Source organism: Pseudomonas sp. PsB, assembly GCF_043658375.1.
In the GTDB taxonomy this organism is placed as follows: domain Bacteria; phylum Pseudomonadota; class Gammaproteobacteria; order Pseudomonadales; family Pseudomonadaceae; genus Aquipseudomonas; species Aquipseudomonas putida_Z.
On sequence record NZ_JBIGLU010000045.1, the window covers coordinates 1 to 26,321 of the forward strand.

Below are 26,321 nucleotides of genomic sequence, written 5' to 3' on the forward strand. Positions count from 1 at the left end.
CTGTACCTGTGGGAGCGGCCGTGGCCGCGAACACCGGCGTAGCCGGTGCCATCCACCGCGTCGCCTGCTTCGCGGGCTTGCCCGCTCCCACAGGCACTGCGCAGGCTTCGGGCTCACGTTGTACCTGAGGCAACCTTGTGCTGCGAAGCGCCTCGCGGGCGGCGCTCGATCTCACAGGTGCCAAACATCCCCAGACCTGCACCTGCTGCTAACAATTTTTTGCAATTCATTACATTTCTGCGTGATTTCATTTTGCCTCACTGCTGTAGAATTGACGGTTTCGGTTGGGTGTCAGTTATTTTGTTGTTTTTTTGACGCTCATCATCGAGCCTCAGCGGCGCATGTGCCCGTAGCCACCTCTCAGAGCCGTTTCAATCTACTTTTCAGAGCCAGTGTTTTGACGAATGGAATGCCGTGGTTGGCTATTTCCGGCTTAGGCGCCGAAAGCAGCCAGCTTCATGTACAAGGACTGTATTGGTTGGCCTGCGACAACGCAGAAGACGCCACCGTGCTATGCCGCCAGGTGGTCGGGGGGCTGCCCGAGCACGTTCGCGCAGCCCTGGTCGCCGATGCGCAAGCCATCGGTGATGTGCTGAGTGCGCTCGATGCCGCGCAGGGCCCAGCCGAACTGGCGCTGTACGAAGCCGACCTGCAAGCCGCCCGGCACCTGGTCGATGACCTGCCGCGTATCGACGCCGCCGGGCGGGTGCTGGTGCTGCTGGCGCCCGCCGACGTCTGGGGTGCCGGCAACGTCGAAAGCTGGTGCAACGCGCTGCGCCCGGTCCTGTTGGCCGAGGCCACGCTATTGCTGGTCATCAGCAGCGGCCAGAGTGCCGGGCTGGTAGAGCGCCTGCGTGCGTTCAACCAGGGTGTCGATGGCCTGGCCCAGGTGTACCGCGGCAAAGGCGGGGTGCGCTACCTGCAGCATTTCTGGAGCAACCCGCTCGGCAAGACCGGTACGCGCGATGTGGAACTGGCGCGGCTTGAAGCAGGCTTCGCTGCCGCCGGGGCGCCGCAGGCCCCCAGCGACACCGGTGGCGACGAGCTGTTGTGCCTGGCCCAGCGCCCGGTACTGGAAGGTGCGCCAGCCTTCTCCGAGCACTGGCAGGTCTGCGAGAGCCTCGAGGAACTGGGTGCCAAGGCTGGCAGGGCGGTTTCCGCCACGGTCATCTTTGCCATGGACGGCGGGCAGCGCCTGGATAGCCTGGCGCGCCAGTTGCACCGCTTGCGCCAGTTGCGTGGCAGTGCCTTGAAGCTGGTGGTGCGCGAGATGGCACCAACCCTGCGCTACCAGGACGAACAACTGCTGCTGGCCTGCGGGGCCAGCCAGATCGTGCCGTTCGGTGCCAGCCTGTCGCGCTTTCTGACCATGGTCGAGAGCATCCAGGGTTACCTCTGGCGCCGGCGCCTGCCAAGCGATTTCGATGCCTTGCTCGCACGCCTGCGGCCGCTGGCCATCTGCGGGCTGGTGGCGCCGCGCGCGTTCGCCAAAGCGGTGCAGACCATGTGGCACGGGGTGCGCAACGGGGAAATTGCCCACCAGTTGCTGGTGTTGCGCCCGGCCCCTGGCCTGACCCCGCTGCAAGCCTGCTCGCGCACGGTGTTCCGCCGCGACGGCGATATCGCCTGCGTGGTGGGCGATGTGCTGTTCCTGTTCCTGTTCGCCTGCCGCTCCGAAGGCGTCGAGCAAGCCCTTGACCACATCTTCCAGTTGTCGTGGAAAGAGTTGTTCATCAGCCAGGAGGTGCTTGCCGGTGTCGACAGCCTGGCCACCCCGGCCTTCCTCGATGACAGCGTGCCACAGCCACCCCGGCTCGACGCGGCGGCGCAGCTGCCCACCCAGGCCAGGCCGGCCCTGGCACCGCGCCGGGTGGCCCTGGGCAAGCGGGGTACGGCATGAACTTCGTGCAGCTGCTGCAAGTGGTCGGCATCACGGCGCTGGTCACCTTGGCGCTGGCCCTGCTGCTGTTGCGCCTGCGCGCCACGCTGCGCGGCTGGTTGCGCCGCCGCCTTCCACCCCGTTACCTGAAACCGCTGGGCGTACGCCACCGCGCTGCACGCCAGGAATTCCGTAATGACTAATACATCCGCCACCCTCCCGGTACCGGCCCGCTGGCCTGGACTGGGAGGGTGGAACCTCTATTTCCTGGCCAAGTTCCTGTTGGTCGCCCTTGGCATGCTCGACTTCCAGGCGCTGCCGAACCTGTTGTTCGCTGCGTTTCTGCTGCTGCCGTTGCCGGGCAAGTGGCTGCGAATCGCGCGGCAACTGGTGGCCGTACCGGTCGGCATCGCGTTGTTCTACCAGGACACCTGGCTGCCGCCCTTCAGCCGCCTGCTGGCGCAGCCGGGGGTGTTCGATTTCTCGTGGGACTACCTGCTCGAACTGCTCGGCCGCTTCATCAACTGGAACCTGCTGGGCGCGCTGGCGCTGTTGCTGGTGGGTTACCTGTACCTGCGCCATTGGCTGCGGCTGAGTACCTTGAGCCTGCTGGGGCTGGCGTGGCTGGCGGTCGGCGGCCTGCCAGCGCTGGGGTTCAATGCGGGCCAGGCGCCTGGCGCCGCGGCTGCCAGCCCCACCGAGCAGGCTCAGGCCACCGCGGTTGCCGACAATGCCACGCTCGACAGCTGGCTCGAGCGGTTCTTCGCCAGTGAGCGTGAACGGGTGACAGCATTCCCGGCCATGAAGGCCGATGAGCAGCCGTTCGACCTGCTGGTGATCAACATCTGCTCGCTGGCCTGGGATGACCTGTCTGCCGTCGGGCTGCGTGACAACCCGCTGTTCTCGCGCCTGGACGTGATCTTCGACCAGTTCAACTCGGCCACGTCCTACAGTGGACCGGCCGCCATCCGCGTGCTGCGTGCCAGCTGCGGGCAGTCGTCCCACGCCGGGCTGTATCAGCCGGCCCCGGAGAAGTGCCTGTTGTTCCAGAACCTGGCCAGGCTCGGCTTCCAGAGCAACACCTTGCTCAACCACAGCGGCCGCTTCGACAACTTCATAGGCGATATCACCCAGCAGCACATGCCTCAACCTGGCCTGCGCAACACCGACTTCCCGCGGGCACTGGTCGGCTTCGACGGCTCGCCGATCGCCAGCGACCTGGAGGTGCTGCGCCGCTGGTGGGGGCAGCGCAAAGGCGCGCCGGCCGAGCATGTGTCGCTGTTCTACAACAGCATCAGCCTGCATGACGGCAACCGTATCGTCACCGCCGACGGCGGTACCCGCGTGGCCGATTACGCCACCCGCGCCACCCGGCTGTTCGGCGAGCTTGGCAGCTTCCTCGATGAACTGGAGCGCAGCGGCCGCCGCGTGGTCGTGGCCATTGTCCCGGAACATGGCGCCGCGCTGCACGGCGACCGCATGCAGCTGTCGGGCATGCGTGAAATCCCCACCCCATCGATTACCCATGTGCCGGTCGGCCTGAAGTTCATTGGCATGGGCCAACCTGCCCGCAGCGAGCCGCTGCACGTCTCGGCACCCACCAGCTACCTGGCGCTGTCCGAGCTGATCTCGCGCGTGTATGCGGGCCTGGGCCAGCAGCAGCTGCTGGATGTGCCCAGCCTGCTGAGCGACCTGCCGACCACCGAACAGGTCGCGGAAACCGCAGGTGCGCAAGTACTGAACTACCAGGGGCGCGCCTACATGCGCCTGCAAGGCCAGCCCGACTGGCAGCCTGTCCCGAAGGAGCGCCCATGATCACTGGCAAGGCAGACCCTGCCGACCGCAGCGACGATATCGCCCAGTTGCGCCAGCACCTGGACATGCCGGACCTGAACTACCAGGACATCTCATTGCTGGTGGGTGTCCAGCAGGCCTTGCAGCGCTGGCCGCTGCTGGGTGAAAGCTGCCGGAGCAGCGCCCAGGGCACCTTGTACACGGCGGCGCCGCGGCGCCAGGTGCTGTCGCCATGACCAGCCTGGCGTTGCACGGCGTTCGTGGTGGCCTGGGGCGCAGTGCCTTGCTGGCCGCGCTGGGGCATGCGTTGCAGGGCGTAGGTGAGCGGGTGCTGCTGGTCGACCTGTGCCCAAGCAACCTGCTCGGCCTGCACTTCAATCTGCCCCTCGACACGCACGAGGGCTGGGCGCTTGCCGAGCGGGAAGGGCGGCCATACAGCGATGCCATGTACGAGGTGCTCGATGGCCTGTGCCTGATGCCGTTCGGCAATCTGCCTGCCGGCACGCGGCCGCCGTTGCCCGATGCTGAAGCCTGGCGCGCGCGACAGGCCGAGCTGGCCGAACACTTCGACTGGTTGCTGTTCGATCTGCCGCAACTGCCGGCCGATGCCGCTGGCCAAAGCGTCGAGACTGACGTGCGGGTGTTGGTGGCCGAGGCCGAAATGGCCAGCCACCTGCTGCTCGGGCGCCGGCAGGTCGAGCACTACGACCTGTTGCTGGTCAACCGCTACGACCCCGCCAGCCGCTTGCAGAGCGACCTGCTGATGGTGTGGCGCGACCTGTTCCGTGATCGCCTGCCGATCCAGGTGGTGCACCGCGACGAGGCGTTCCTCGAGGCCCTGGCGTGCAAGGCACCGCTTGGCCACTACGCGCCGCAGAGCCTGGCTTGCCGGGACGTGCAGAGCCTGGCGGTGCGCTGCCTGACGAGGCGCCAGTCGTGACCCTGACCCCTCTGTCGGCCTACGCCTGGTTCCGCACACGTGGCGCGCGGCGGCCGGTTGCGTGGCTGTTCACCCTTGGCGTGTGGCTGGCCTTCCTGTTCCTGCGCCTGGAGTCGCCTGCCTGGCAAGCCCTGTTGGCCGAGCGGCAGCGCCTGTACCCGCAACTGGCGGGCAAGCGCCCAAGCCTGGGCGACCCGCTGCGCCTGCTGATCCAGAGCCTGTGGTTGCTGCTCCGGCGCCAACCGCTGCCTCGCGAACCTGGGGTTGCCCGGCGTGCCTGGGGGGCAGTGCGTGCGCAGCTGCGCGGTATGCGCCGGGTGCTGCGCCGTTACCATGGCCTGCTGATCGACCGCCTGCAGCAGCTGCCTGCGCGCTACCGCGCCAGCGCTTTCAAGCAGCAAGCCTCGGCACGCCTGCGCGGCTTGAGCGTGTTCGCCCGATGGGTTTTCTACAGCGTGCTGACCCTGGGCGCCATCGGCCTGGCCGTGCTGTGCGTGACCGAACCGTTCGGCTACCTGGCGCAGCTGGTGTTCATCTGCCTGCTGCTGGGCATCGCCCTGCTGGTGCGGCACATGCCGGGCCGCTTCCCGACCCTGATGCTGATCGTGCTGTCGACGCTGATCTCCTGCCGCTACCTGTGGTGGCGCTACACCTCGACCCTGAACTGGAACGACACCACGGGCCTTGTGTGCGGGGTGATCCTGCTGGCGGCAGAAACCTATTCGTGGTTCGTGCTGATCCTGGGCTACATCCAGACCAGCTGGCCGTTGCAGCGCAAGCCGGCGAACCTGCCGGCAAATCCGGCGCACTGGCCGACCGTCGACCTGATGATTCCCACCTACAACGAAGACTTGTCGGTGGTGCGCACCACGGTGCTGGCCGCCCTGGGCCTGGACTGGCCGCGCGAGTGCCTGCGCATCTATATCCTCGACGACGGCCGGCGCGAGGCGTTCCGTGCGTTCGCCGACGAAGTGGGGGTGGGCTATATCGTGCGGCCGGACAACAAGCACGCCAAGGCCGGCAACCTCAACCATGCGCTGGGCGTGACCGACAGCGAGCTGATCGCCATTTTCGACTGCGACCACGTGCCGGTGCGCTCCTTCTTGCAAATGACAGTGGGCTGGTTCCTCAAGGACCCGAAGCTGGCATTGGTGCAGACGCCACACCATTTCTTCTCGCCCGACCCGTTCGAGCGCAACCTGGGCTCGTTCCGCCGTCGCCCCAATGAAGGCGAGCTGTTCTACGGCCTGATCCAGGATGGCAATGACATGTGGAACGCGGCGTTCTTCTGCGGCTCGTGTGCCGTGCTGCGCCGTACCGCGCTGGAGAGCATCGGCGGTTTCGCCGTCGAAACCGTGACCGAAGATGCCCATACCGCCTTGCGCATGCACCGCCAGGGTTGGTCATCGGCCTACCTGAGCATTCCGCAGGCGGCCGGCCTGGCCACCGAGAGCCTGTCGGCGCACATCGGCCAGCGCATTCGCTGGGCCCGGGGCATGGTGCAGATCTTCCGTACCGACAACCCGCTGTTCGGCCGTGGGCTGAGCCTGTTCCAGCGGGTGTGCTATGCCAACGCCATGCTGCACTTCCTGGCCGGCCTGCCACGGCTGGTGTTCCTGACCGCGCCGCTGGCGTTCCTGTTGCTGCATGCCTACATCATCTACGCCCCGGCGTTGATGATCCTGCTGTACGTGCTGCCGCACATGATCCACGCCAGCCTGACCAACTCGCGCATGCAGGGCAAGTACCGGCAGACCTTCTGGGGCGAGGTCTACGAGACCGTGCTGGCCTGGTACATCGCCCGCCCGACCACGGTCGCGCTGTTCGCGCCGAAGAAGGGCAAGTTCAACGTCACCGCCAAGGGCGGCCTGATGGAGCAGGAGCAGTTCGACTGGCGCATCGCCCAACCCTACCTGTGGCTGGCGGCGCTCAACGTGGCCGGCCTGGGCTTCGCCGTGTGGCGCCTGTTCACCGGCCCGGCGGCGGAAATCGGCACGGTGATCGTCAGCTCGCTGTGGGTGATCTACAACCTGCTGATCATCGGCGCCGCCGTCGCCGTGGCTGCCGAAGTGCGCCAGGTGCGCCGCGCCCACCGGGTGCAGATGCGCTTGCCGGCGGGGCTGGTGCTGGCCAGCGGTCACGCCTACCCCTGTACCCTGGTCGACTACTCCGACGGCGGTGTCGGCCTGCAATTGCACCGGGGCCTCGAGTTGCAAGCGGGGGAGCGGGTGCGCCTGCTGCTCAACCGCGGCCAGCGCGAGTTCGCCTTCCAGGCCTGTGTCACCCGTACCGTCGGGCAACACGTGGGCCTGGTGTTCCATGACCTCGGCCAGCAACAGCGTATCGACCTGGTCCACTGCACCTTTGCCCGCGCCGATGCCTGGCTTGGCTGGAACGAGCAGCACGAGGTCGATCGCCCGCTGCGCAGCCTGGTCGATGTGCTGAAGCTGGGCGGTGTCGGTTACCTGCGGCTGGTCGAACACTTGCCGCCATGGGTGCGGGCGTGGCTGCGCCCACTGCACGCGCTGGCGAACTGGCTGGCCAGCTACAGGCCCCGCACACCGCAGCCTGTCCCTTCCTTGAACCCTGTTGATCGAGACGCATGATGACTGGTTATCCCGCGCGTACCTGGGGCCTGGCGATGGCGCTGCTTGCTGCCTTGTCGCAAAGCGCCGCTGCCGCCTCTGTCGCCCCGCTTGCCGAGCCAGCCGTACCCACGGTACCGAACTGGGCGGTTGCGAAAACCTTCGAGCAGCTCGGGCATGCCTCCGACAGCCTGCTGCTGGGGGTGCGCAACAGCGAGCATATCGAATTCGGCCTGCGGCGCGACCGCCTGGCCACCGACGCCAGCCTGCAGCTGGACTACACGCCATCGCCCGCACTGTTGCCGAACCTGTCGCACCTGCGCGTGTACCTGAATGACGAACTGATGGGCGTGGTGCCGGTGGAAAAGGACCAGCTTGGCCAGCGCGTGCGCCGTCAGCTGCCGCTTGACCCGAAGCTGCTCAGCGATTTCAACCGGGTACGCCTGGAGTTCGTCGGGCATTACACCGACATCTGCGAAGACCCAGCGCACAGCGGCCTGTGGCTGAACCTGAACCGCAAGAGCCAGGTGCAGCTGCACGAACAGGCTTTGGCCCTGGACAACGACCTGGCGTACTTCCCGCTGCCGTTCTTTGATGTGCGCGACACCGGCAAGGTAACGCTGCCGGTGGTGTTCAGCGGCGTGCCGAGCCTGGGCGAGCAGCGTGCGGCGGCGATCCTGGCGTCCTACTTCGGCAGCCAGGCCGGTTGGCGCAAGGCGACCTTCCCGGTGCTGTACGGCAGCCTGCCGGCCCGTGGCGACAAACCCACGCCGAGCATCGTGTTTGCCAGCAACGACCGTCGCCCGGCCTTCCTTGCCGACCTGCAGCAATTCCCGCCGGTCGACGGCCCGGTACTGCAGATGATCGACCACCCGGACGATCGCTTCAGCAAGGTGCTGCTGGTGCTGGGCCGCAACGACGATGACCTGGTCAAGGCCGCCTCGGCGCTGGCGGTTGGCAACAACCTGTTCCGCGGTGCCCGGGTGAGGGTCGAGCAGATGACGGCACTGCAGCCGCGCCAGCCCTACGATGCGCCGAACTGGACACGCACCGACCGCCCGGTACGCTTCGCCGAGCTGCTCGATTACCCCGAGCAGTTGCAGGTCAGTGGCCTGCAACCACGGCCGGTGACGCTGGAGCTGAACCTGCCGCCGGACTTGTTCGTTTGGCGCAACCAGGGCATTCCGCTGCGTACGCTGTACCGCTACACGGCCCCGGCAGTGAGCGACGAATCGCGCCTGAGCATCAGCGTCAACGACCAGTACATCACCAGCATGCCGCTGGTGGGCAATGACCGGCGCGGCGGTACGCTCGAGGAAATGCGCCTGGCGGTGCTGTCCGGTGACAACAGCGCATTGACCGAGAAGTCGCTGGTACCGGCGTTGAAGATCGGTGACCGCAACCGCCTGCGCTTCGATTTCAGCTTTGCCAGCACCCTGGGCAGCGCCCAGCGCGACCGCTGCCAGACCTCGTTGCCGGTGGATGTGCGCGCGGCGATCGACGACAACTCGACCATCGACCTGTCCGGTTACCACCACTACATCGCCATGCCCGACCTGCGCGCATTCGCCCGCAGCGGCTTCCCGTTCAGCCGCATGGCCGACCTTTCCGAAACGCTGGTCGTCATGCCGGCCAGGCCCACGGCGATGCAGGTGGGCACCTTGCTCGATGCGGTCGGCGGGCTGGCCGGGCAGATCGGCTACCCGGCGCTTGGCCTGCGGCTGGTCGATGACTGGAAGCAGGCCGCAGCGGCCGATGCCGACTTGCTGCTGCTCGGCAGCCTGCCTGAGGCGCTGGGGGATGCGCCCAACCTTGGCCTGCTGCTCAGTGCCCAGCGGGACTGGCTGCTGCAGGGCCGTAGCACAGGGCTGCCGGGCAGCCAGCGCTTCGATACCGCGCCGGTGGCCGCGAGCAGCCGGGTGGCAGTCAGCGCGCAGGCGCCGATTGCGGCCATCACCGGGCTGAAGTCGCCCTTCCATGAGCAGCGCAGCGTCGTAGCCCTGCTGGCCAACAGCGATAGCGACCAAGCGTTGCTGCGCGACGTGCTCGGCGATGTGGGCAAGCTCGATGCGGTGGCCGGCTCGGTGACGCTGGTGCGCAGCAGCGGCGTCACCAGCCAGTTCGTCGGCGAGCACTACTTTGTAGGCGCGCTGCCGTGGTGGCTGCTGCTGTGGTTCCACCTGTCCGAGCACCCGGTGCTGCTGGCGGCGATCGCGGCCATTTGCGTGGTGCTGTTTGCCTTCCTGTTGTGGCGGGCACTGCGCTGGGCAGGCAAGCGCCGCCTGGGTGAGGCGGGGTGATGATGCGTCAGTTGCTGGTGGGGCTGGTCGCCTTGGGCCTGCCCGTCGTCACGAGTGCCGCACCGGCTTGCAAATGGCCGGCCTGGGACCGCTTCAAGGCCGAACTGGTGAGTGTCGACGGTCGGGTCATCGACCCGAGCGACGAGCGCCTGATCACGACCTCGGAAGGGCAGAGCTACGCGCTGTTCTTCGCCCTGGTGGGCAATGACCGGCAAGCCTTCGCGCAGTTGCTGCGCTGGACCGGCAACAACCTGGCGGAGGGCGACCTGGCCCGGCATCTGCCCGCCTGGCTGTGGGGCCGTAACGACCAGCAGCAGTGGCAGGTGCTGGATGCCAACAACGCCAGCGATGCCGACCTGTGGATTGCCTACAGCCTGCTGGAAGCCGGGCGGCTGTGGGACGAGCCGGCCTATACGCAGTTGGGCCAGCGCCTGCTGTGGCGTATCGCCGCGCAGACCGTGCGCAAGCTGCCGGGCCTGGGGGTGATGCTGCTGCCGGGGGACTACGGCTTCGAGGATGCTCGTGGCGCCCGCTTGAACCCCAGCTATTTGCCACTGCAGTTGTTCGATCGCTTCAGCCTGGTCGACCCGTTGTGGGGCGAGCTGGCGGCCAACACGCGGCGTTTGTGGCTGGCTTCGTCGCCAAAGGGCTTTGCCCCGGACTGGCTGCTGTGGACGCCAGCCGGTGAACTGGCAGCGGACCCGCAAACTGGCAGTGAGGGTGACTACGACGCCATCCGCGTCTATCTGTGGGTCGGCATGCTGGCCAAGGACGCGGCGCAGCGTGCCGAACTGGTGGCCCACTATGCCCCGATGGCGGCATTGACCACGCGCCAGGGGTTGCCGCCAGAGCAGGTGAATGCGCACAGCGGTGTTGCCAGTGGCCATGGCCCGGCGGGTTTCTCTGCGGCGTTGCTGCCGTTGCTGGCAGCATCGCCGGAGCACGCCGCGGGCCTGGCGGCCCAGCGTCAGCGCCTGCGCGAGCAGCCAGTCGAAGCCAAGGCCTATTACAGCCAGGTGCTGGCGCTGTTTGGCCAGGGCTGGGACCAAGGCCGTTACCGTTTTGACCCGCACGGCCGCCTGTTGCCGGCCTGGAGCGCGCCATGCAGCGAATGATCGGCGTGCTGATGCTGGCGGCAGTGACCTGGCAGGCCACGGCACAACCCAAGGATGCCGGCGAACAGCGCCAATGGCTGCTGGACCAGGTGCGTCGCGGCGAGGCGCTGCATCGTGACGACCTGGTGCGCGATGCACTGGGGCGGCTGCAATTGCTCGAGCCGCGCAACCCGGATGTGTTGCTGGCGGCCCTGAGCCTGGCATTGCGCGAAAAGAACAGCACCGAGGCCGAGCAGTTGAGTGCGCGGATCAGTGCCATCGCGCCTGGCAGCTTGCAGGCACGCCAGGCCAGGCGCCTGCTCGAGCTGCAGCAGCCGGAGCGCGTGCGGCAATTGCAGCAGGCCCGCCTGCTGGCGGTCACCGGGCGCAATGAAGAGGCGCTGGCGGCCTATGAACAGTTGTTCGCTGGTGAACCGCCAAGTCTGGAATTGGCCCTGGACTACTGGCGCGTGCGCGGCAACCTCCCAGGCCAGCGCCCTGAAGCGATCAGGCAGCTGCAGCAGCTGGACCAGCAGTACCCGGGCAGTGCCGGGCTGCGCCAGACCTTGGCCGGTTGGCTGTTCGCCGAAAATCGCGACCGCGAAGCCTTGGCCTTGCTCGACCAGCTGTCGCGCGACCCTGGCGCACGGGATGCCGCTGCCCAGCGTGAGTTCGACTACCTGTCCGGGCAAGCGGTGAGCGCCGCCAGCGCGGCGGCCTGGCAAGCGTTTCTCCAGCGTTACCCGGCCTCACCGTTGCAGGCGCAGGCCAGCGAGACCCTGCAACAGCAGCGCAAACTGCTGGCCGACCCGTCCTGGCAGGCTGGCCGACGGGGCTTGGCATTGCTCGACAAGGGCCGCAACGCTGAAGCCGAAGCACAACTGCGCCGGGCGCTGCGCCAGTATCCGGATGATGCCAGCCTGCAGGGTGCACTGGGCTATGCACTGATGCGCCAGAGCCGCTACGAAGACGCCAATGCGGCGTTCCGGGCAGCGAGCGCCAAGGAGCAGGACACCTACTGGATCAGCCAGTGGAAGGACCTGGAGTCGTCCAGCCACTATTGGGCCCTGCTCAGCAAAGGCGAGCGGGCACTGCAGGCGAAAGACCTGCGCGCTGCCCGTGCCTTCTACCAGCAGGCACGCCAGCAGCGCCCGAAGGAGGAATACGCCTTGCTGGGCCTGGCGGATGTCTCGCTGGCCGAGGGCGATACAGCCGCCGCCGAGCGGCAATTCCTGCAGGTTCGGCGCATGGCAGCGGATAACGAAAGTGCCGTGCGCGGTCTGGTGCGTGTGTACCAGGCGCAATCGCCCGACAAGGCGCGGGCGTACCTCGACAGCCTGTCGCCTCGGCAGCAAGCGCAGTTCGCCAGCCTGCGCCGCAGCCTGGAACTCGCACGCCTGCGCCAGCAAGGTGACCAGGCCATGCAGCTAGAGGACTGGGCGGCGGCCAGCCAGGCGCTGGGCCAGGCCACGGCCTTGGCCCCCGATGAGCCCTGGCTGGTCTACCAGCTGGCCAGCAGCCTGCGCCACCTGGGGCGCACCGCCGAAGCCGACGCGGCATTCGCCAGCATCGTGCAGCGCCAGCCGGGCGACCCATCTACCCGCTATGCCCATGGCCTGTTCCTGGAGTCCAGCGACCGCGATGCGCTGGCCCTGGACAGCCTGGGCGCGGTGCCGCAGGGGGCCTGGAGTGCGGACATGCATGCACTGGAGCAGCGTATCCGCCGCCGCATGACCCTGGCCTCGGCGCAGCAGCTGCAGGCGCAAGGCCGTACGGCTGAAGCGACCCGCCTGCTCGAGGCCAGCCTGGCGCGTGGCGAAGGCAGCACCGACGACCTGATGCTGCTGGCTGACTGGGCGGCGGCCAATGGTGAGCCTGGCAAGGCGCGCGGTTATTACCAGCGCGTGCTTGCCGTGCAGCCTGGGCAACCCCAGGCGCGCCTCGGCGTGATCGAAAGCGCGGTGGCCGAAGGCAACCTGGCACAGGCCCGGCACATGCTGGCTGTGCAGGTACCGCAACTGGCTGCCGATGACAGCAACGCCCAGCGGCGCCTGGCGGCTGTCTGGGTCGCCTTGGGCGAACACGACCAGGCGGCCGCAATGCTCGACCAGATCGCAGCGCAGCAGCCTCGCCCCGACCCCTTGTTGCGGCGCGACGCTGCCCGCCTGGTGGCGCAGGATGACCCGCAACGGGCGCTGGACCTTTACGCCGCAGCGATGGCCGATGCGCAGATGCTCGAGCGTGCTGCCGTGTCGCCACGGGACGACCGTGCACTGACGCTGGCCAGCCGTGAGCAGGATGACGACGACTGGCTGGCACGCAGCCTGCGCAGCGACGTCGATGCGCTGTATCGCCAGCGCAATACCCATGTGACGTTGATGCACGACTACGGTTGGCGCGAGGACGACGGCACGCCGGGCACGTCCGAACTGAGTACCCAGTCGACCCTGCTGCATGTCGATACCCCTTGGCAGGACGGCACCGCCTTTGCGCGGGTGGAGCGCATCGGCATGGATGCGGGGTCGTTCAAGCAAGACGATGATGGGCGCTATACCACAGATTTCGGTAGCTGCCAGGTTGTTGGTGAGTGCAAGGGGGGCTCGCAAACTGCTGACGGCAGTGTGCTGGCGCTGGGCTGGCAGGGTAGCCGCTGGGCCTTCGACCTGGGCACCACCCAGGGCTATGCGATCAACAACTGGTTGGGTGGCGCCACGTTCAACGGTGACCTCGGCCAGTTTGGCTGGTCGCTGACCGCTTCGCGGCGGCCGATGAGCAACTCGCTGTTGTCCTTTGCCGGGGCACGTGACCCGTGGACAGGCGTGCACTGGGGCGGGGTCACGGCCAATGGCGCCACGCTCGGCCTGAGCTGGGACCAGGGCGGTGACAATGGCGTCTGGGCCAGCCTCGGGCACCACTGGCTGTATGGCGAAAACGTCGCCGACAACCAGCGCACCCGGGCCATGGCCGGCTGGTACCACCGCGTGGTGGAAAAAGCCGATGAGCGTGTGCGCGTGGGCCTTACGCTGATGCACTGGCGCCACGACAAGGACCTGGGCGGCTACAGCCTGGGGCAGGGCGGCTACTACAGCCCGCAGCGCTACACATCGGTTGGCGTGCCGGTCAGTTATGCCTGGCGCAACTACGACTGGTCGGTGCTGTTGGAAGGCTCTGTCAGTTGGTCCCAGGCCCACAGCGGTCGCAGCCGCCTGTACCCGGACGCGCACGTCAACCGCAAGGTGCTGGCACAGTATGACGTTGGCTCCAACATCGACGCCATGAACGACGCCAGCGACAGCAGCGGGCTGGGCTACCGCCTGCGCGGGCTGTTCGAGCGTCGCCTGAGCGACCAGTGGGTGTTGGGCGGGGGCTTCGACTGGCAGCACAGCGATGACTATGCACCTAGCCATGGCATGCTCTACCTGCGCTACCTGTTCGAGCCGTGGCGGGGCAACCTGGCGCTGCCGGTGACGCCGCTGGAGCCCTATAGCGAGTGGCGTTGATTCCGAATGCAGACGCTGTGTGCGGATTTACCCGTGAAGAGTCGGGCCTGCAGGGAACGGTCAGCGCCGTGCCGACAACTGCTGCGGCGCCAGGAATGCATCATGGAAGTAATTGCGCACAGCCTGCATCGCCGGGCTGAACGCCCGTTCCCGGTGCCAGGCCAACCCGACGCTCATCGGTGTCACCGGGTCGCTGATGGTCACCGTCTCGATTCGCTTGCCCTCCAGCGACCAGGGCCGGTGCACCAGGTCCGACAGGATCGCCACACCGCTGCCATTGGCGACCATGCTGCGCACGGCCTCCACCGAACTGGTCCGCACCCGCACTTGCGGCCGCTGCCCGGCCTGTTCCCAATAGCGCATGGCGCTTTGCTCGGCCTCATCCACGGTCAGCAGGATGAACGGCTCACAGGCCACATCGGCCAGGCTTACCGCCGAGCGCTCGCACAGCGGATGATGGCCGGGCAGCCACAGGCGGCGCTCGGAGTTGAACAGGGTTTCCGAGACGATGTCCGGGTGGGTGAGGTTGGCGGTGAGCACCACTGCCATGTCGAAACGCCCCTCCAGCAAGCCTTGTTCGATGGCGCTGCGCTCCTGCTCGTACAGCTCCAGGGTCACGTCCGGGTGCCAGTGCTCCAGCCGCTGCAGGTGATGCGGCAGGAAGTAGCCGATCACCGTATAACTTGCCGCCAGGCGCAGCAGGCCGCTGGCGCGCACGTCCGGCAGCGGGCTGTTCAGCGCATCGTCCACGCTGCGCAGGATCACGTAGGCGCGGTTCAGGAAGTGCCGGCCGGCCTCGGTCAGGCTCATGCCCTGCGCCGAGCGCTGGAACAGCAGCACGCCGAGCATCGCCTCCAGCTCCTTGATCGCCGTGGTCACTGCAGACTGGGAAATGTTCAGGTGGATTGCCGCCTGGGAAATCTGGCCGATCTCGGCGGTGGCGACGAAGTAGCGGACCTGGCGCAGGGTCAGTGACACGGTAGGCTCCCGGGGTATCTGATTTTCAGAAGACACCCTATCTGTTTATAGATCTTCCCAAGGGGGTGCGGAGAATCTAACGTGGCTTGCATGCAGTCACAAGCGCCAGGAGAGACAGTCATGCAGGTGGTGGATTTCAACTCGGACATGGGTGAGGGCTTTGGCCCGTGGACCATTGGCGACGGCGTCGACAACGAGCTGATGGGCTACATCAGCACGGCCAACATCGCCACCGGCTTCCATGCTGGTGACCCCGGCACCATGCGCCGTACCGTCGAGCGGGCCAAGGCCCTGGGCGTCGCAGTGGGGGCGCACCCTGGGTTCCGTGACCTGGTCGGCTTCGGCCGCAGACACATCAATGCCCCGGCCCAGGAACTGGTCGACGACATGCTCTACCAGCTCGGCGCCCTGCGTGAAATTGCCCGCGCCCAGGGCGTGCGGCTGCAGCACATCAAGCCGCATGGTGCGCTGTACATGCATCTGGCACGTGACGAAGAAGCTGCACGGCTGCTGGTGGAAAACCTGCGGGTGATCGAGCCGGAGCTGCTGCTGTACTGCATGCCCGGTTCGGTGATCTGCCGCATTGCCCAGGAGCTTGGCCAGCCGGTAATTCGCGAGTTCTACGCCGACCGCGAGTACGACCTGAGCGGGTCGATCGTGTTCACCCGCAATGTGCGGGGCCATGAGCCCGGGGCGGTCGCCGAACGGGTGTTGCGGGCTTGTCAGCAAGGCGTGGTGCGCACCGTCGAGGGGCAGGACCTGGCCATCGAATTCGATTCCATCTGCTTGCACAGTGATACCCCGGGTGCGCTCGACCTGGTCGAGGCCACGCGCCAGGCGCTGGACGCTGCCGGGATCGTGGTGCGTGCGCCACGCTGAATCCTTGGGGCATCTGGCGGGTATACGCCGGAGCCCGTGCAATTTGCTTTCGCCTGCCTTTCTATAAAGATTCCAAGAAAAGGAACAGTCATGGCCGAACCGCTTGCTACAACCCCGATCCGCTACAGCTTTGGCGCCGACGAGCACCTGTTTGCCGAAGTCAGCGAGAGCATGTCGCTGGAGGCTTTTTTCAAGGGCATGGCCGTCACCCGTGCGGTGGAGCGGCTGGCCCTGGATGGCGTGCTGGATGTGTGCCTGGCCAACGCCTCGTTCCAGATCCGCTTCGACCCGGACCGTATCGCGCCGCAGGCACTGCTGGAGGCGGTGCGCGGTGCCGAAGCGCAGGCGGTGGCCGAGCGCTCGTTGCAGACGCGGATCATCGAGATTCCAGTGCTGTACAACGACCCCTGGACCCATGAAACGCTGATGCGTTTTCGTGACCGCCACCAGGACCCGGGCAGCACCGACCTGGAGTATGCCGCGCGGATCAACGGCCTGGCCGATGTCGAGGCGTTCATTGCCGCGCACAGCGGCGCGCCGTGGTTCGTGTCGATGGTCGGGTTCGTTGCCGGCCTGCCGTTCATGTTCCAGATGGTCGAGCGCGAGCGGCAACTGCAGGTGCCCAAGTACCTGCGCCCGCGTACGGACACCCCCAAGCTCACCCTTGGCCATGGCGGCTGCTTCGGCTGCATCTATTCGGTGCGCGGGGCAGGCGGCTACCAGATGTTCGGCGTCACCCCGGCGCCGATCTACGACCCGCAGCAGACACTGAACTACCTGAAGGAGCACATGGTGTTCTTCCGCCCGGGAGACATCGTGCAGTTCAAGCCCATCGACCGCCGCACCTACGACCAGGCGGTGGCGGATGTCGAAGAAGGCCGCTTCGACCTGCGCATTCGCCCGGTGGAATTCTCGCTGGACGCGTTCCTCGCCGACCCGGTCGGCTATCCACGGACCCTGCAGGAGGTGCTGGCATGATCAAGGTACTCAAACCCGGGCTGGCTACCTCGGTGCAGGACCTGGGCCGCGAAGGCTACTACCACCTGGGCATCCCGCCGTCCGGCGCCCTCGATCAGTACGCCCTGAGGGCGGCCAACCACCTGGTGGGCAACCCGGCCGGCGCCGCGGGCCTCGAGTGTGCGCTGGTGGGGCCGGAGCTGGAGCTCCAGCAGGATGCCCTGGTGGCGGTTTGCGGTGCGCAGATGCCGGCCTTGCTCGATGGCCGCGAGCAACGCCCGGATACGGCGTTTGCCGTACGTGCCGGGCAGGTGTTGCGTTTCGGCTTCCCTACCGCAGGCGCCCGGGCCTACCTGGCGGTGGCCGGTGGTATCGATGTACCCGAGGTGCTCGGCAGCCGCTCCACCTATGCGTTGGGTGCATTGGGTGGTTTCCATGGGCGCAAGCTGATGGCGGGTGACCTGTTGCCGGTCGGCGTACCCAGCGGCAAGACCCGCGCCGGTGCGAGCCTGCCAATGGCCTTGCGCCAGGCCTTGGGCGGCGAGGTGGTGCTACGGGTGGTGCCGGGGCTGTATTTTCATCGCCTGACCAAGGCTGCGGCGCAAAGCTTTTTCACCGAAGCCTGGACGGTAGGCTCCGAGGCAGACCGTATCGGCTACCGCTACAAGGGCGGCAGTGCCTTGAGCTTCCAGCCACGGGAGCAGCCGTTCGGGGCCGGCTCGGATCCATCGAACATCGTTGACAGCTGCTACCCGATCGGTTCGATCCAGGTACCCGCGGGGCTGGAGCCGATCATCCTGCACCGTGATGCGGTATCGGGTGGCGGCTACGCCATGATCGGCACGGTGATCAGCGCCGACCTGGACCTGATCGGGCAGATGCAGCCCAACCAGCAGGCGCGGTTCCTGGAAGTCAGCCTGGAGGACGCACTGGAGGCTCGGCGCTCGTACAAGAAGAAGCTGGGTTGCCTGGCCAGGTTGTTTGGCTGATTGATCGGTTGCAACGCTGCGCCGCCCACACAAGGGCTGGCGCAGTCGTTGCAGGAGCGGCCTTGTGTCGCGAAAGGGCCGCAGAGCGGCCCCGGAATTCCGGCATTGCAGCGTCCAGACAAGCCAAAAGGCGAAAATTCCTACAGCGTTTTGGGAAGCCCTACGCTCCTCGAAGAATTGATTCCCCGATAGTGTTCATGTCTTCAGCCTACTGGAAGACAAGGACCTCTTCATGCCCGGCCCATCTGCTGTTCGTCCTGGAAAATCCCAGGCCGCCAACGCTGCCCATGACGTAACCGAAAGCAGCCTGCATGCCATGCTCGATGTCCCGGGGGGCACCGATTCACCCTATCCACCCGGCCAGGGCAGGCGCGCAGATCATCAGGGTTATCCGGCCGACCCGGACTTCCGGCTACGCGGCGGCTTCGCCAACCTGATGCTCGACGCGGCCAACCCGCTGTTCGGCCTGGTCATACGCCTGCGTACGCTGGATGACCTGCCCAACATCGAACAGGTGCACAAGGCCCTGCAGACCCAGGTCAGCGCCATCCGCGAGGAAATACAGCAGCACGGTTATTCCGCCGTGCACCTCGAAGTCTATTCCTATGCCTTGTGCCTTTACCTGGACGAGGCCGTGATGAGTCGCCCCTGGGGGAACAATTCGTGCTGGAGCCACGAACCGCTGCTCAGCATCTTCCATGACGAAACCCAGGGTGGCGAGAAGATCTTCGTGTTGCTGGAGCGGTTGATGCAGTCGCCCAAGGAGTTCCAGGATGTGCTGGAGTTCCTGTACTTCTGCTTTTGCCTGGGCCTGAAGGGCAAGTACGCCCTGGACCCGAAGTGCGATGAAATCATCAATGCCCTGATTTCGCGGATGCACAAGGTCATTCGTGAACTGCGCGGCCCCACGCCGGAATTCGTGGGCGACCCCTATACCAACGTGGTCCATCGCCCCCACCGCAGGCTGCGCCGGGAATGGCCCTGGTGGAGCCCGTTGGTGATCTCCGCCATCGCCATGGTCTGCGCCTACTGCTACTACAGCTACCGCCTGAGCTTGATCACCGCCGAGGTGCTGGAATCGCTCAACGGCATCTTGCAGCAGTAGCAGGGGGATCCGCATGCCTAGCCAATCCGACTTGCGCTTCACCTTCCAGCCGCTGGCTGGCCAGATTGACTTCGAAGTGGTTTCGTTCGAACTCGACGAAATGATCAGCTCACCGTTCCAGCTGAAACTGGAACTGATCAGTTTTGAAGACGAGGTCGACTTCGGCCAGTTGCTCGACAAACCAGTGCTGTTCACGATCTGGCGCGGTGAGCGCCCCCTGCGCTATGTGCAAGGCCTGGTCAGCAGTTTCAGCCAGGGTGAAACGGGGTTCTATCGCACCCGTTACCACGCCGTGGTCGAACCCGTGCTGGCCCGTGCCGGCTTGCGTTCGAACTGGCGCATCTTCCAGCAGAAGACCGTGCCGCAGATTCTCGAATTGATGCTCAAGCGCCAGGGCATTGCCCGTTTCGAAATCAAGAGCATGGGCGAGCATCAGGTGCGCGAATTCTGCGTACAGGCCGGTGAAACGGACCTCGACTTCATCGCCCGCCTGGCGGGTGAAGAGGGTTTCGTCTATCGCTTCGAGCACACGCCGAAACACCACCTGTTGGTCATCACCGACCGACTGCTGGCGCTGGGGCAGATCAGCCGAAGCGCGCTCAAGGCCGACGACGAAGGTGATGACTTCTTCGACGAAGACGACATCGGCCCCGACCAGGTGCTGTACCGCGCCAACAGCGGTGGCGACCAGGCCAGGCCTTGCCTGCGCCGCCTGCGTTACAGCGAACAGGTGCGCACCGCACGCCAGGTGCAGCGGGACTACACCTTCACCAACCCGCAGTACCGGCAGGAACACCGCGCAGGTGACAGTAGCATCACCCATCAGTCCCGGGACTATGAGCGCTTCGACTACCCCGGCCGCTACAAGCGCGATGCGGTCGGTGTACCCTTTACCGCTACCCGCCTGACGGCCCTGCGCCATGACGCCCGTATTGCCGAAGTCGAGGGTGACGATGTACGCCTGCAACCGGGGCTGAGCTTCACCCTCATCGAACATCCGCGCAAAGACCTCAACGCCCATTGGCGTGTGATGCGTGTACATCACGAGGGCAGCCAGTTCACCAGCCTGCAAGAAGAAGCTGCCGGGGCCGAACAAGGGACACGCTACTCGCAGGAAGCCGTGCTGGTGCCCGGCCGGATCGAATGGCGCCCAGCGCCGTTGCCCAAGCCCCGCATCGACGGCCCGCACATGGCCACCGTCGTCGGTCCACCCGGCGAGGAGATCTATTGTGACGAATGGGGGCGGGTCAAGGTCAGCTTCCCTTGGGATCGCGAGAGCAGAAACAACGAGTTCAGCTCCTGCTGGGTGCGCGTATCACAAGGTTGGGCAGGCGGCAGCTGGGGCTCGATGGCCATCCCGCGCATCGGCCAGGACGTGATCATCCAGTACGTCAACGCCGACCCCGACCAGCCGATGATCACCGGGCGTACCTATTGCGGCGACCAGCTGCCGCCGTACGACCTGCCCGAACACAAGACGCGCATGACCATCAAGAGCCAGACCCACAAGGGCGATGGTTTCAACGAGCTGCGCTTCGAGGACGAACTCGGCAAGGAAGAAGTGTTCATCCATGCCCAGCGAGACCAGAACAATGTAGTCGGCAATGACGAGACCACGCGTGTGGGGCGTAATCGTGTCGAACAGGTCGGCAATGATGAGCACTTGAATATCGGCCATGACTTCCGCCAGGAAACCGGGGGCGACCATACCCAGCTCATTGGGCAAAACTGCCGTGTAGATATCAAGCATGACCTGTTTGAGAAAGTAGGCAACGACCGTAGCGAATCAACAGGGGCCAATCACCAGGCCTTTGTCGGAAAGGACGCCGAGCTTGTCGTCAAAGGTGCGCAAAAGGTCACCGTCGGGCAGGGCATGGAGCAACATACGACGATCTATCAGCTGCGCGCCAGTGAGCGCATCGAGTTCAGAACCGCGGGCGGCAGCATTGTGCTGGACGGGCAGGGCATCACCATCAACGGGCTGAAACTCGACCTGCTGGGGCAAACCAGTGCGGCTGCGTCAGGGGCTGGAAACAGTCAGCCACTTTCGCTTACGCCTGACGCCAGCAAAAAGTGCGAGGCCAAGGTCTGATGCGCACCGATAACCTGGCCAGGCTCATCGAAAGCCATCATGGGGCGCACTTGTACTGCCATGTGCTGATAGACCCGCTTGCGACTGCTCACGATGGCGACCACGCCGTGCTTGCCCCGCTGCGCAATGCCCTGGGTGAGCAGGCATTGACCCGTGTGCACCGGGCCGACCTGGCCCATGCCCCCCAACTGCATCCCGTACTGGTCTGCCTGGCTTCGCCCGGCACCGTTCCCAGTCGCCGTTTGCTGGAACTGACCGCCCGAGCAGCGCAGAGGGCGTTGTTTCAGCAACGGCGTTACCTGTGTGGCTGGCTGTTCAGTGAGGCGCCTTCGGCCGCTGTCGCGTCCCATCTCACGGCCTTGTGTCGGTTGCCCGATTCCAATCGGGAATTTGGCTGCTACCCGGTCTATGAACCCGTCCGTCTGGAGTTGCTGGCGGCGACGTTCGAGCGGCTTGAACAAGGCCCATGGTGCCCGATCAGTGATTGGTTGTTCCTGAGTAGCGGTGGGGGGTTGGCAAGCCTGAAAGGGCAGAGCGGGCAGCGACACCCTTTGCCGACCCCTGCGCGGCGAATTCAGGATGACGTGGGGCTGATCGAACGTGTGCTGGCTACCTGGAGAGTGTTGCGAGCGGGTTCGCAGCACATCAATCAGTGTCAGATTCCACCGTTTGCTGCGGTGCGTGCTTCGAACCATGTCGATGATGCACGCAGGTTGGGCCTGAGCGAGATGGAGGACATCGTGGCCTTCGCTCTCCATCACCTGTGCATTCACCCGAGGCTGCATACCGTACCTGCGGTGGGCGAAATGATCGACGCATCGGCCAGAGGTCAGGCGCCTCTTGCCGCATTGCTCGCCCGCTACTCCGAGGCGCAATGGCGCCAACTGATCGAATGCCTGCCGAAATCCGAGAGTCGCTTATGACCATCAGCCAACGTATTGCCCTCGCGATCGCCGAAGCCGGGCTGCCGCACGACCAGTGCATGTTCTGCGAGCGCCAGGGCCTGCCGATCCTGCCGCTGCGCCGCGCCCTGGTGCCGGATACCCGTCCCGAGTGTGTCTCCACCGTGGCGGATAACCGGCATATCTCGACAAAGATCGGCTTGCGCACCTTGCGCAGGGGCTTCCTGTATGTGCTGCTCGACCAGCAGGTCTGGCATGCGTATGCCGTCAGCGAGCAGGGTCACCTGCGTCGTTTCAATCCCTACGAGCCGCCAGACGGCCCGCCTTCGCCGCTGCCCGAAAAATGCGTGAACGAAGACCACGATATTCCTTCGGCCTTTCTCAACCTCGATACCACCAGGTACGCCAGCGCCTGGCTGGCCTTCTCCAGCGATCCCTGGCCGGTGAGCGTGCTGAACGCCTACAAGAGCGGCGCGTCGCCTGCGCATCGCTTCGAGGGCCTGGACCTGATCCAGGCCCGCAGCAATCCCGAGCTGCTGGGCATCGCCATGACGCCCGATAAGCTTGGGGTCGACCAGCAGGTATTCGAGTATGCCCAGCATGGCTGCGCCCCCTTCGACAGTGCGCATGGCTTCCACAGCCGCTGGTTGCGCCGGTTCGCCCTGCGCGGCTATCTGGTTAATGCGATCAACCGGCACCAGCTGGAAAACGGCGTACTGGCGGTGGTGCTCGACGACACCGTCGGGCTGATTCAGGAATACAACCATCAGCGCCTGAACTGGGTACTGAAGCGTCAGGCCTGGCGTGAAGAACCGATGCGCGCCTATCAGTTGCAGACCTCGCAGATCCTGCAGATCATTCGTGCCACGCACAGGGAATGGGCGGCGCAGAAGGTGCCGTCGCTGGAACCGATGACGGGCGATGGGCCGCCGGTGTTCACCGACCCGGCAGTCGAGCGGCAGCTATTGGTCGAGCGCGCACAGCAGGAGAGTGACGAGCGGCTTGAAGAGCGCTACCACGAACCGCAGCGGGCCGCGTTCCAGGCTGAATACGAGCAGCAGGAGCGCGAGTTTCAGCGTTACATCGACAAGGACACAAGGGCGTACGTTGCCTTGTTCGATACACCCATGTTCAAGGTGGCCGAGGCGTACGACTACGACGGCAACGATCGTGAGTCCGGGGTGGCCTACGCCAAGACCATGGCCCTGTGCCTGGGTGGCGGCATTACGGAAGCTGTCGTCCCCCGCCTTGAACCGCATGTTCCCGCTTCCGGCACCAGCGAACTGCTCTGGTTGAAATGGCTGCAGGACCCTGACAGCCCGCCCTACCGCGCGTTGTTGATGCGGGATCGCTCTCTGCTGGCCGGGCTGCTGCCCAGTTTCTCCGCCACGGAAGCGATCAACTGGAACGACAGCGACAAGCTCTACGGCATGCTGAGCAAGATCATCGCCAGCGATGACGCCGGCCTGCGCATGCGCAATACCCTCAAGCAGGCCATTGCCGAAACGCAGAGCGCGCTCAATGCGGCCAGTCAGCGGCTGGCGCCATGTCTGTCACCTGGCATTCAGAAAGCCGTGCGGCATCTGAACAGCGCCACGCAGTTTCTCTACAACGGCGTCCACCTGATCGAGCTGGAAGTGCAGATGAAGCTGGGCGAGTACTACGCCTTGCAGAGCGCCCACCTCCGCGAGTTGCAGCACAAGGCCAACGCGTCGATCGCCGAGGCACGGGACCGGATGCGCCGCAATATCGATGACTTCGAGTTTGGCTCGATGAAGGCCATGCGCAAGGTGCGGCCGATCATCCAGCACGGGCTGATGAGCCTGACCGTGCTCGACCCGCGGTTCACCAATTCGATGATCAGCGTAACGGTGTGGGTCGAAGGCAAGGCGGAAGAGGTGCATGGGCGGTTGTTCCAGGAAGCCAACATGGGCGTAACGCAGGCGAGCAGCGCGGCGCAGCTTGCCCTGGTGGATATCTCGGTGGCAGCGGGGACGCTGGAAACCGATGCGCGCAGGTTGTTGCACGGGATGAAGATCACGACGCAGCAGGCGGCCCGATTGGTTAGAACCGGTTTTTCCGGGTTGCGCGGGATTGCTGGCAGCTGGGAGGTTCTGCTGGCGATGGGCGGGTTGTATTTGCAGCAGGACAGTCTGGGCAGGAATCAGGAAAAGGCGGAGACAGAGATTGGGCCCAAGGCGCATGAGGCCAAATTGGCGTTGCAAGGATCGCAGTTGGGCCTGTTGGGAGGGCAAGTCGAACTGGTTGGGCTCATTTTGAGATCAAGTACCGGCCACATGGACAAGTCGTGGGCTAAAAGCACGTCAGGAACTGGAGTGTCGCTGATAAGGCTCGGTGCCATGGTCAGTGCGATAGCTGGGATTTTTGACACAGTGCAAGCATTCTCTGCGGGAAAACGCGCGTCGGCAATGGGGGACGGTAAAGCAGGGGACCTATATTCCACTGCAAGCGTCATATATGGAATTTCAACTGGACTATTTGCCTATGCGGTATTCAAATCCTTTATTTTAGGTCCATTAGGTCTGGCTGTAGTGCTGGCGCTCAGTGCCTACGCAATAAGCAAGTTGGCTGACGGAAACGAATCTACTGTCTTGGAACGCTGGGCGCGACGCTGCTACTTTGGGAGGGCTGATGAAAAGCTGGCTGTGCATTGGGATGTTCCCGAGTATGCAGATATTGCATTTGCTGAGCTTAATGCAGCCACGCTAGGTGTGCATGTGGGGGTCAATTTTGAATCCAAGCGTTCAAGCGATCCAGTTACTTCCAAGATAGGAGGCTTGGTCAGCTTGGTGCTAGAACATAAACTTAAATTCTATATTGAATTGCCTGGGTACAGTGAACGGAACTCGGCCTTTCGTTGGACCCTGGTAGTACATCGACAGGGTGACGGAGCTTTCCCCGATTTTATTGGTGGTGAGACTCTTATTGTTGATGAGTATCAAGCTTTTCCAGTCAAGGCTCTCGCTAAGGCAGTAAATTTTCCTGGCTTTTCTCAGCCAAGGTCGCCTGACTATAAAAGTGATTTTTTGGTGAATAAAAAGCGACAATCGTCGGGATTAGGTGGCGTGCGTGCGTCGAGTTTGGAAATCACCGGATCTATTGAGCTTATGTCGACTATCGGGATGCATAGTATCAGGGCTGCGACACTGTTAGTAATGTACTGGCCAGATAGAAATATGCCGGATTCCTATGTCGAGGTTTGCGTCAAGGAGGTTAATGAGTGAAAGCTAAGTCCAGGGCTCTTTGGGAGCGGGCTCTTTGCTGGAGTTATGATCTGCCTGATGTCAGTTCGCAGGAGATTCCGCGTTTTAGTTTTGAGGATATAAATCCATCACCAAACAATCTAGATGAGGTGTGCTTGGAGCTTCCTCGCTCTACTGTCAGTTTGCGTGGTGTTGCAGTTCTTCTTGGGATTCCAGGGCTGGTGTTGTGTTCTTGGGTGCTTATTCCTATCTACTGGGGTATGCTGGATTTTAATTGGTCGCGTGATTGGTATGCAGCTCTTCTCATGGTTCTAATGCCTCTGATTGGAATGTGGGGTATTGCGTCCTTTGTAAAGATCGACCTAATGCTCCCAAGGGACGAACCAATCCGCTTCAATCGCCTGCGACGCAAGATTTATCTCTATCAATTCAGATTCCACTACATCTATCTGTTCAGCCGCAAACACTGGGGTGTCAAACCGGTCGCCTACAACTGGGACGACGTAACCGCCGAAGTCTACCGAGTCTACGCCCCCGGCCACGGCGGCCTGATCGAAAACGTCATGCTGTCGATACGCAACCCGGAAACCAACGAAGTCATCGACCGCGTCTTCTTCACTCACGACCTGTATCACGGCGAAGCCTACTGGGCCATCGCCCGGCTATTCATGCAGCAAGGTCCCGAAGCCCTGCCGAAGTTCGTGCACCCACCCCGTGACTGGAACGATGACGATGGCCTGAGCCACATGCATTGCCTGGCACCCAAGGTTCATTGGCCGGAGGACATGGACCGTGAATCTCGTACCGGACCATCAGAAGGAGAAGCCCAATGAACCCTGTCGTACTGGTAGGCCATCGACATGTCTGCCCGCTGCATGGCGTCAACCAGGTAGAAAGCGGCAGTGCCACGTACACCTTCAATGGCAGGGCGGTTGCCAGGGTGGGGGATCGGACCACGTGCGGCGCCGTGATCGAGAGTGGGGCTGAGCATTTCCTGGTCGAGGGCGCGGCCGTGGCGCGTAAAGGTGACCGGACGGATCACGGTGGTGTGCTGGAGGAGGGTGACGCTGGGTGGATGCTGGATTGATCAAATACCTCTTGTA

General features: G+C 64.5%; 19 protein-coding genes. 18 read left to right on the top strand and 1 reads right to left on the bottom strand.

Going from position 1 to position 26,321, the window contains the following annotated elements; genetic code table 11:
- Positions 1-409: 409 nt before the first annotated feature.
- Genes ACGLHT_RS27180 through bcsC form a run of 9 tightly spaced genes read left to right on the top strand, consistent with a single transcriptional unit; the run spans position 410 to position 14,092 of the window.
- The gene (locus ACGLHT_RS27180) at positions 410-1,900 is read left to right on the top strand and encodes a BcsE family c-di-GMP-binding protein (protein ID WP_274120012.1); all 1,491 of its coding nucleotides are present in this window, start codon (positions 410-412) and stop codon (positions 1,898-1,900) included.
- Positions 1,897-2,082 carry a cellulose biosynthesis protein BcsF gene (gene bcsF / locus ACGLHT_RS27185; protein ID WP_274120010.1) on the top strand — a complete coding sequence of 62 codons (186 nt, stop codon included), beginning with the start codon at positions 1,897-1,899 and terminating at the stop codon, positions 2,080-2,082. The genes ACGLHT_RS27180 and bcsF overlap by 4 nt, the downstream gene beginning before the upstream one ends.
- Positions 2,075-3,694 (top strand): cellulose biosynthesis protein BcsG, encoded by a 1,620-nt coding sequence (gene bcsG / locus ACGLHT_RS27190; protein WP_274120008.1) that lies wholly within the window; start codon positions 2,075-2,077, stop codon positions 3,692-3,694. Before bcsF ends, bcsG begins: the two co-directional genes overlap by 8 nt.
- Positions 3,691-3,909, top strand: coding sequence for a cellulose biosynthesis protein BcsR (bcsR, locus tag ACGLHT_RS27195; RefSeq protein ID WP_025339608.1), 219 nt, complete (start codon positions 3,691-3,693; stop codon positions 3,907-3,909). Before bcsG ends, bcsR begins: the two co-directional genes overlap by 4 nt.
- The gene (gene bcsQ, locus ACGLHT_RS27200) at positions 3,906-4,613 is read left to right on the top strand and encodes a cellulose biosynthesis protein BcsQ (protein WP_075045574.1); all 708 of its coding nucleotides are present in this window, start codon (positions 3,906-3,908) and stop codon (positions 4,611-4,613) included. Before bcsR ends, bcsQ begins: the two co-directional genes overlap by 4 nt.
- Positions 4,610-7,219 carry a UDP-forming cellulose synthase catalytic subunit gene (bcsA, locus tag ACGLHT_RS27205; RefSeq protein WP_274120006.1) on the top strand — a complete coding sequence of 870 codons (2,610 nt, stop codon included), beginning with the start codon at positions 4,610-4,612 and terminating at the stop codon, positions 7,217-7,219. The genes bcsQ and bcsA overlap by 4 nt, the downstream gene beginning before the upstream one ends.
- Positions 7,219-9,498, top strand: a complete 2,280-nt coding sequence (bcsB, locus tag ACGLHT_RS27210; protein ID WP_394520741.1) for a cellulose biosynthesis cyclic di-GMP-binding regulatory protein BcsB — start codon at positions 7,219-7,221, stop codon at positions 9,496-9,498. Before bcsA ends, bcsB begins: the two co-directional genes overlap by 1 nt.
- Entirely contained in the window at positions 9,498-10,613 is a 1,116-nt protein-coding gene (gene bcsZ / locus ACGLHT_RS27215) for a cellulose synthase complex periplasmic endoglucanase BcsZ (RefSeq protein ID WP_274120004.1), read from the top strand. Before bcsB ends, bcsZ begins: the two co-directional genes overlap by 1 nt.
- The gene (bcsC, locus tag ACGLHT_RS27220; protein WP_274120002.1) at positions 10,601-14,092 is read left to right on the top strand and encodes a cellulose synthase complex outer membrane protein BcsC; all 3,492 of its coding nucleotides are present in this window, start codon (positions 10,601-10,603) and stop codon (positions 14,090-14,092) included. Before bcsZ ends, bcsC begins: the two co-directional genes overlap by 13 nt.
- A gap of 60 nt (positions 14,093-14,152) precedes the next feature.
- On the opposite strand, the gene ACGLHT_RS27225 is transcribed toward bcsC, so the two are convergent.
- Positions 14,153-15,070 (bottom strand): LysR family transcriptional regulator, encoded by a 918-nt coding sequence (locus tag ACGLHT_RS27225; RefSeq protein WP_025339602.1) that lies wholly within the window; start codon positions 15,068-15,070, stop codon positions 14,153-14,155.
- Between the two features lie 120 nt (positions 15,071-15,190).
- Between ACGLHT_RS27225 and ACGLHT_RS27230 the strand changes: the two genes are divergently transcribed.
- The 9 genes from ACGLHT_RS27230 to ACGLHT_RS27270 all read left to right on the top strand — a co-directional run bounded on the left by ACGLHT_RS27230 (position 15,191) and on the right by ACGLHT_RS27270 (position 26,305).
- Positions 15,191-15,949, top strand: a complete 759-nt coding sequence (locus ACGLHT_RS27230; RefSeq protein ID WP_085588015.1) for a 5-oxoprolinase subunit PxpA — start codon at positions 15,191-15,193, stop codon at positions 15,947-15,949.
- Positions 15,950-16,039: 90 nt separating this feature from the next.
- A complete protein-coding gene (locus tag ACGLHT_RS27235; RefSeq protein ID WP_084785213.1) occupies positions 16,040-16,927 on the top strand; it encodes an allophanate hydrolase subunit 1 in 888 nt (295 codons plus the stop codon).
- Positions 16,924-17,895 carry a biotin-dependent carboxyltransferase family protein gene (locus tag ACGLHT_RS27240; RefSeq protein ID WP_274120001.1) on the top strand — a complete coding sequence of 324 codons (972 nt, stop codon included), beginning with the start codon at positions 16,924-16,926 and terminating at the stop codon, positions 17,893-17,895. Before ACGLHT_RS27235 ends, ACGLHT_RS27240 begins: the two co-directional genes overlap by 4 nt.
- A 232-nt stretch (positions 17,896-18,127) precedes the next feature.
- On the top strand, positions 18,128-19,000 hold the full coding sequence (gene icmH, locus ACGLHT_RS27245) for a type IVB secretion system protein IcmH/DotU (protein WP_085618576.1): 873 nt from the start codon (positions 18,128-18,130) through the stop codon (positions 18,998-19,000).
- Positions 19,001-19,013: 13 nt separating this feature from the next.
- Positions 19,014-21,092: a type VI secretion system Vgr family protein gene (locus ACGLHT_RS27250; RefSeq protein WP_274119999.1), complete on the top strand. Its 2,079-nt coding sequence runs from the start codon at positions 19,014-19,016 to the stop codon at positions 21,090-21,092.
- Positions 21,092-22,015, top strand: coding sequence for a hypothetical protein (locus tag ACGLHT_RS27255; protein ID WP_274119998.1), 924 nt, complete (start codon positions 21,092-21,094; stop codon positions 22,013-22,015). The genes ACGLHT_RS27250 and ACGLHT_RS27255 overlap by 1 nt, the downstream gene beginning before the upstream one ends.
- Complete coding sequence (locus ACGLHT_RS27260; protein WP_274119996.1) at positions 22,012-25,239, top strand: T6SS effector BTH_I2691 family protein; 3,228 nt, start codon at positions 22,012-22,014, stop codon at positions 25,237-25,239. The genes ACGLHT_RS27255 and ACGLHT_RS27260 overlap by 4 nt, the downstream gene beginning before the upstream one ends.
- Entirely contained in the window at positions 25,236-26,051 is an 816-nt protein-coding gene (locus ACGLHT_RS27265; RefSeq protein ID WP_249352844.1) for a DUF6708 domain-containing protein, read from the top strand. Before ACGLHT_RS27260 ends, ACGLHT_RS27265 begins: the two co-directional genes overlap by 4 nt.
- Entirely contained in the window at positions 26,048-26,305 is a 258-nt protein-coding gene (locus ACGLHT_RS27270) for a PAAR domain-containing protein (RefSeq protein WP_137164285.1), read from the top strand. The genes ACGLHT_RS27265 and ACGLHT_RS27270 overlap by 4 nt, the downstream gene beginning before the upstream one ends.
- Positions 26,306-26,321 lie beyond the last annotated feature (16 nt).

Coding starts and splice junctions, on each gene's coding strand:
- ACGLHT_RS27250 (WP_274119999.1), top strand. CDS start 19,014: ATGCCTAGCCAATCCGACTTGCGCTTCACCTTCCAGCCGCTGGCTGGC.
- bcsF (WP_274120010.1), top strand. CDS start 1,897: ATGAACTTCGTGCAGCTGCTGCAAGTGGTCGGCATCACGGCGCTGGTC.
- bcsR (WP_025339608.1), top strand. CDS start 3,691: ATGATCACTGGCAAGGCAGACCCTGCCGACCGCAGCGACGATATCGCC.
- ACGLHT_RS27255 (WP_274119998.1), top strand. CDS start 21,092: ATGCGCACCGATAACCTGGCCAGGCTCATCGAAAGCCATCATGGGGCG.
- bcsB (WP_394520741.1), top strand. CDS start 7,219: ATGACTGGTTATCCCGCGCGTACCTGGGGCCTGGCGATGGCGCTGCTT.
- bcsQ (WP_075045574.1), top strand. CDS start 3,906: ATGACCAGCCTGGCGTTGCACGGCGTTCGTGGTGGCCTGGGGCGCAGT.
- icmH (WP_085618576.1), top strand. CDS start 18,128: ATGCCCGGCCCATCTGCTGTTCGTCCTGGAAAATCCCAGGCCGCCAAC.
- ACGLHT_RS27180 (WP_274120012.1), top strand. CDS start 410: ATGCCGTGGTTGGCTATTTCCGGCTTAGGCGCCGAAAGCAGCCAGCTT.
- bcsG (WP_274120008.1), top strand. CDS start 2,075: ATGACTAATACATCCGCCACCCTCCCGGTACCGGCCCGCTGGCCTGGA.
- ACGLHT_RS27235 (WP_084785213.1), top strand. CDS start 16,040: ATGGCCGAACCGCTTGCTACAACCCCGATCCGCTACAGCTTTGGCGCC.
- ACGLHT_RS27270 (WP_137164285.1), top strand. CDS start 26,048: ATGAACCCTGTCGTACTGGTAGGCCATCGACATGTCTGCCCGCTGCAT.
- ACGLHT_RS27240 (WP_274120001.1), top strand. CDS start 16,924: ATGATCAAGGTACTCAAACCCGGGCTGGCTACCTCGGTGCAGGACCTG.
- ACGLHT_RS27260 (WP_274119996.1), top strand. CDS start 22,012: ATGACCATCAGCCAACGTATTGCCCTCGCGATCGCCGAAGCCGGGCTG.
- bcsZ (WP_274120004.1), top strand. CDS start 9,498: ATGATGCGTCAGTTGCTGGTGGGGCTGGTCGCCTTGGGCCTGCCCGTC.
- bcsC (WP_274120002.1), top strand. CDS start 10,601: ATGCAGCGAATGATCGGCGTGCTGATGCTGGCGGCAGTGACCTGGCAG.
- ACGLHT_RS27230 (WP_085588015.1), top strand. CDS start 15,191: ATGCAGGTGGTGGATTTCAACTCGGACATGGGTGAGGGCTTTGGCCCG.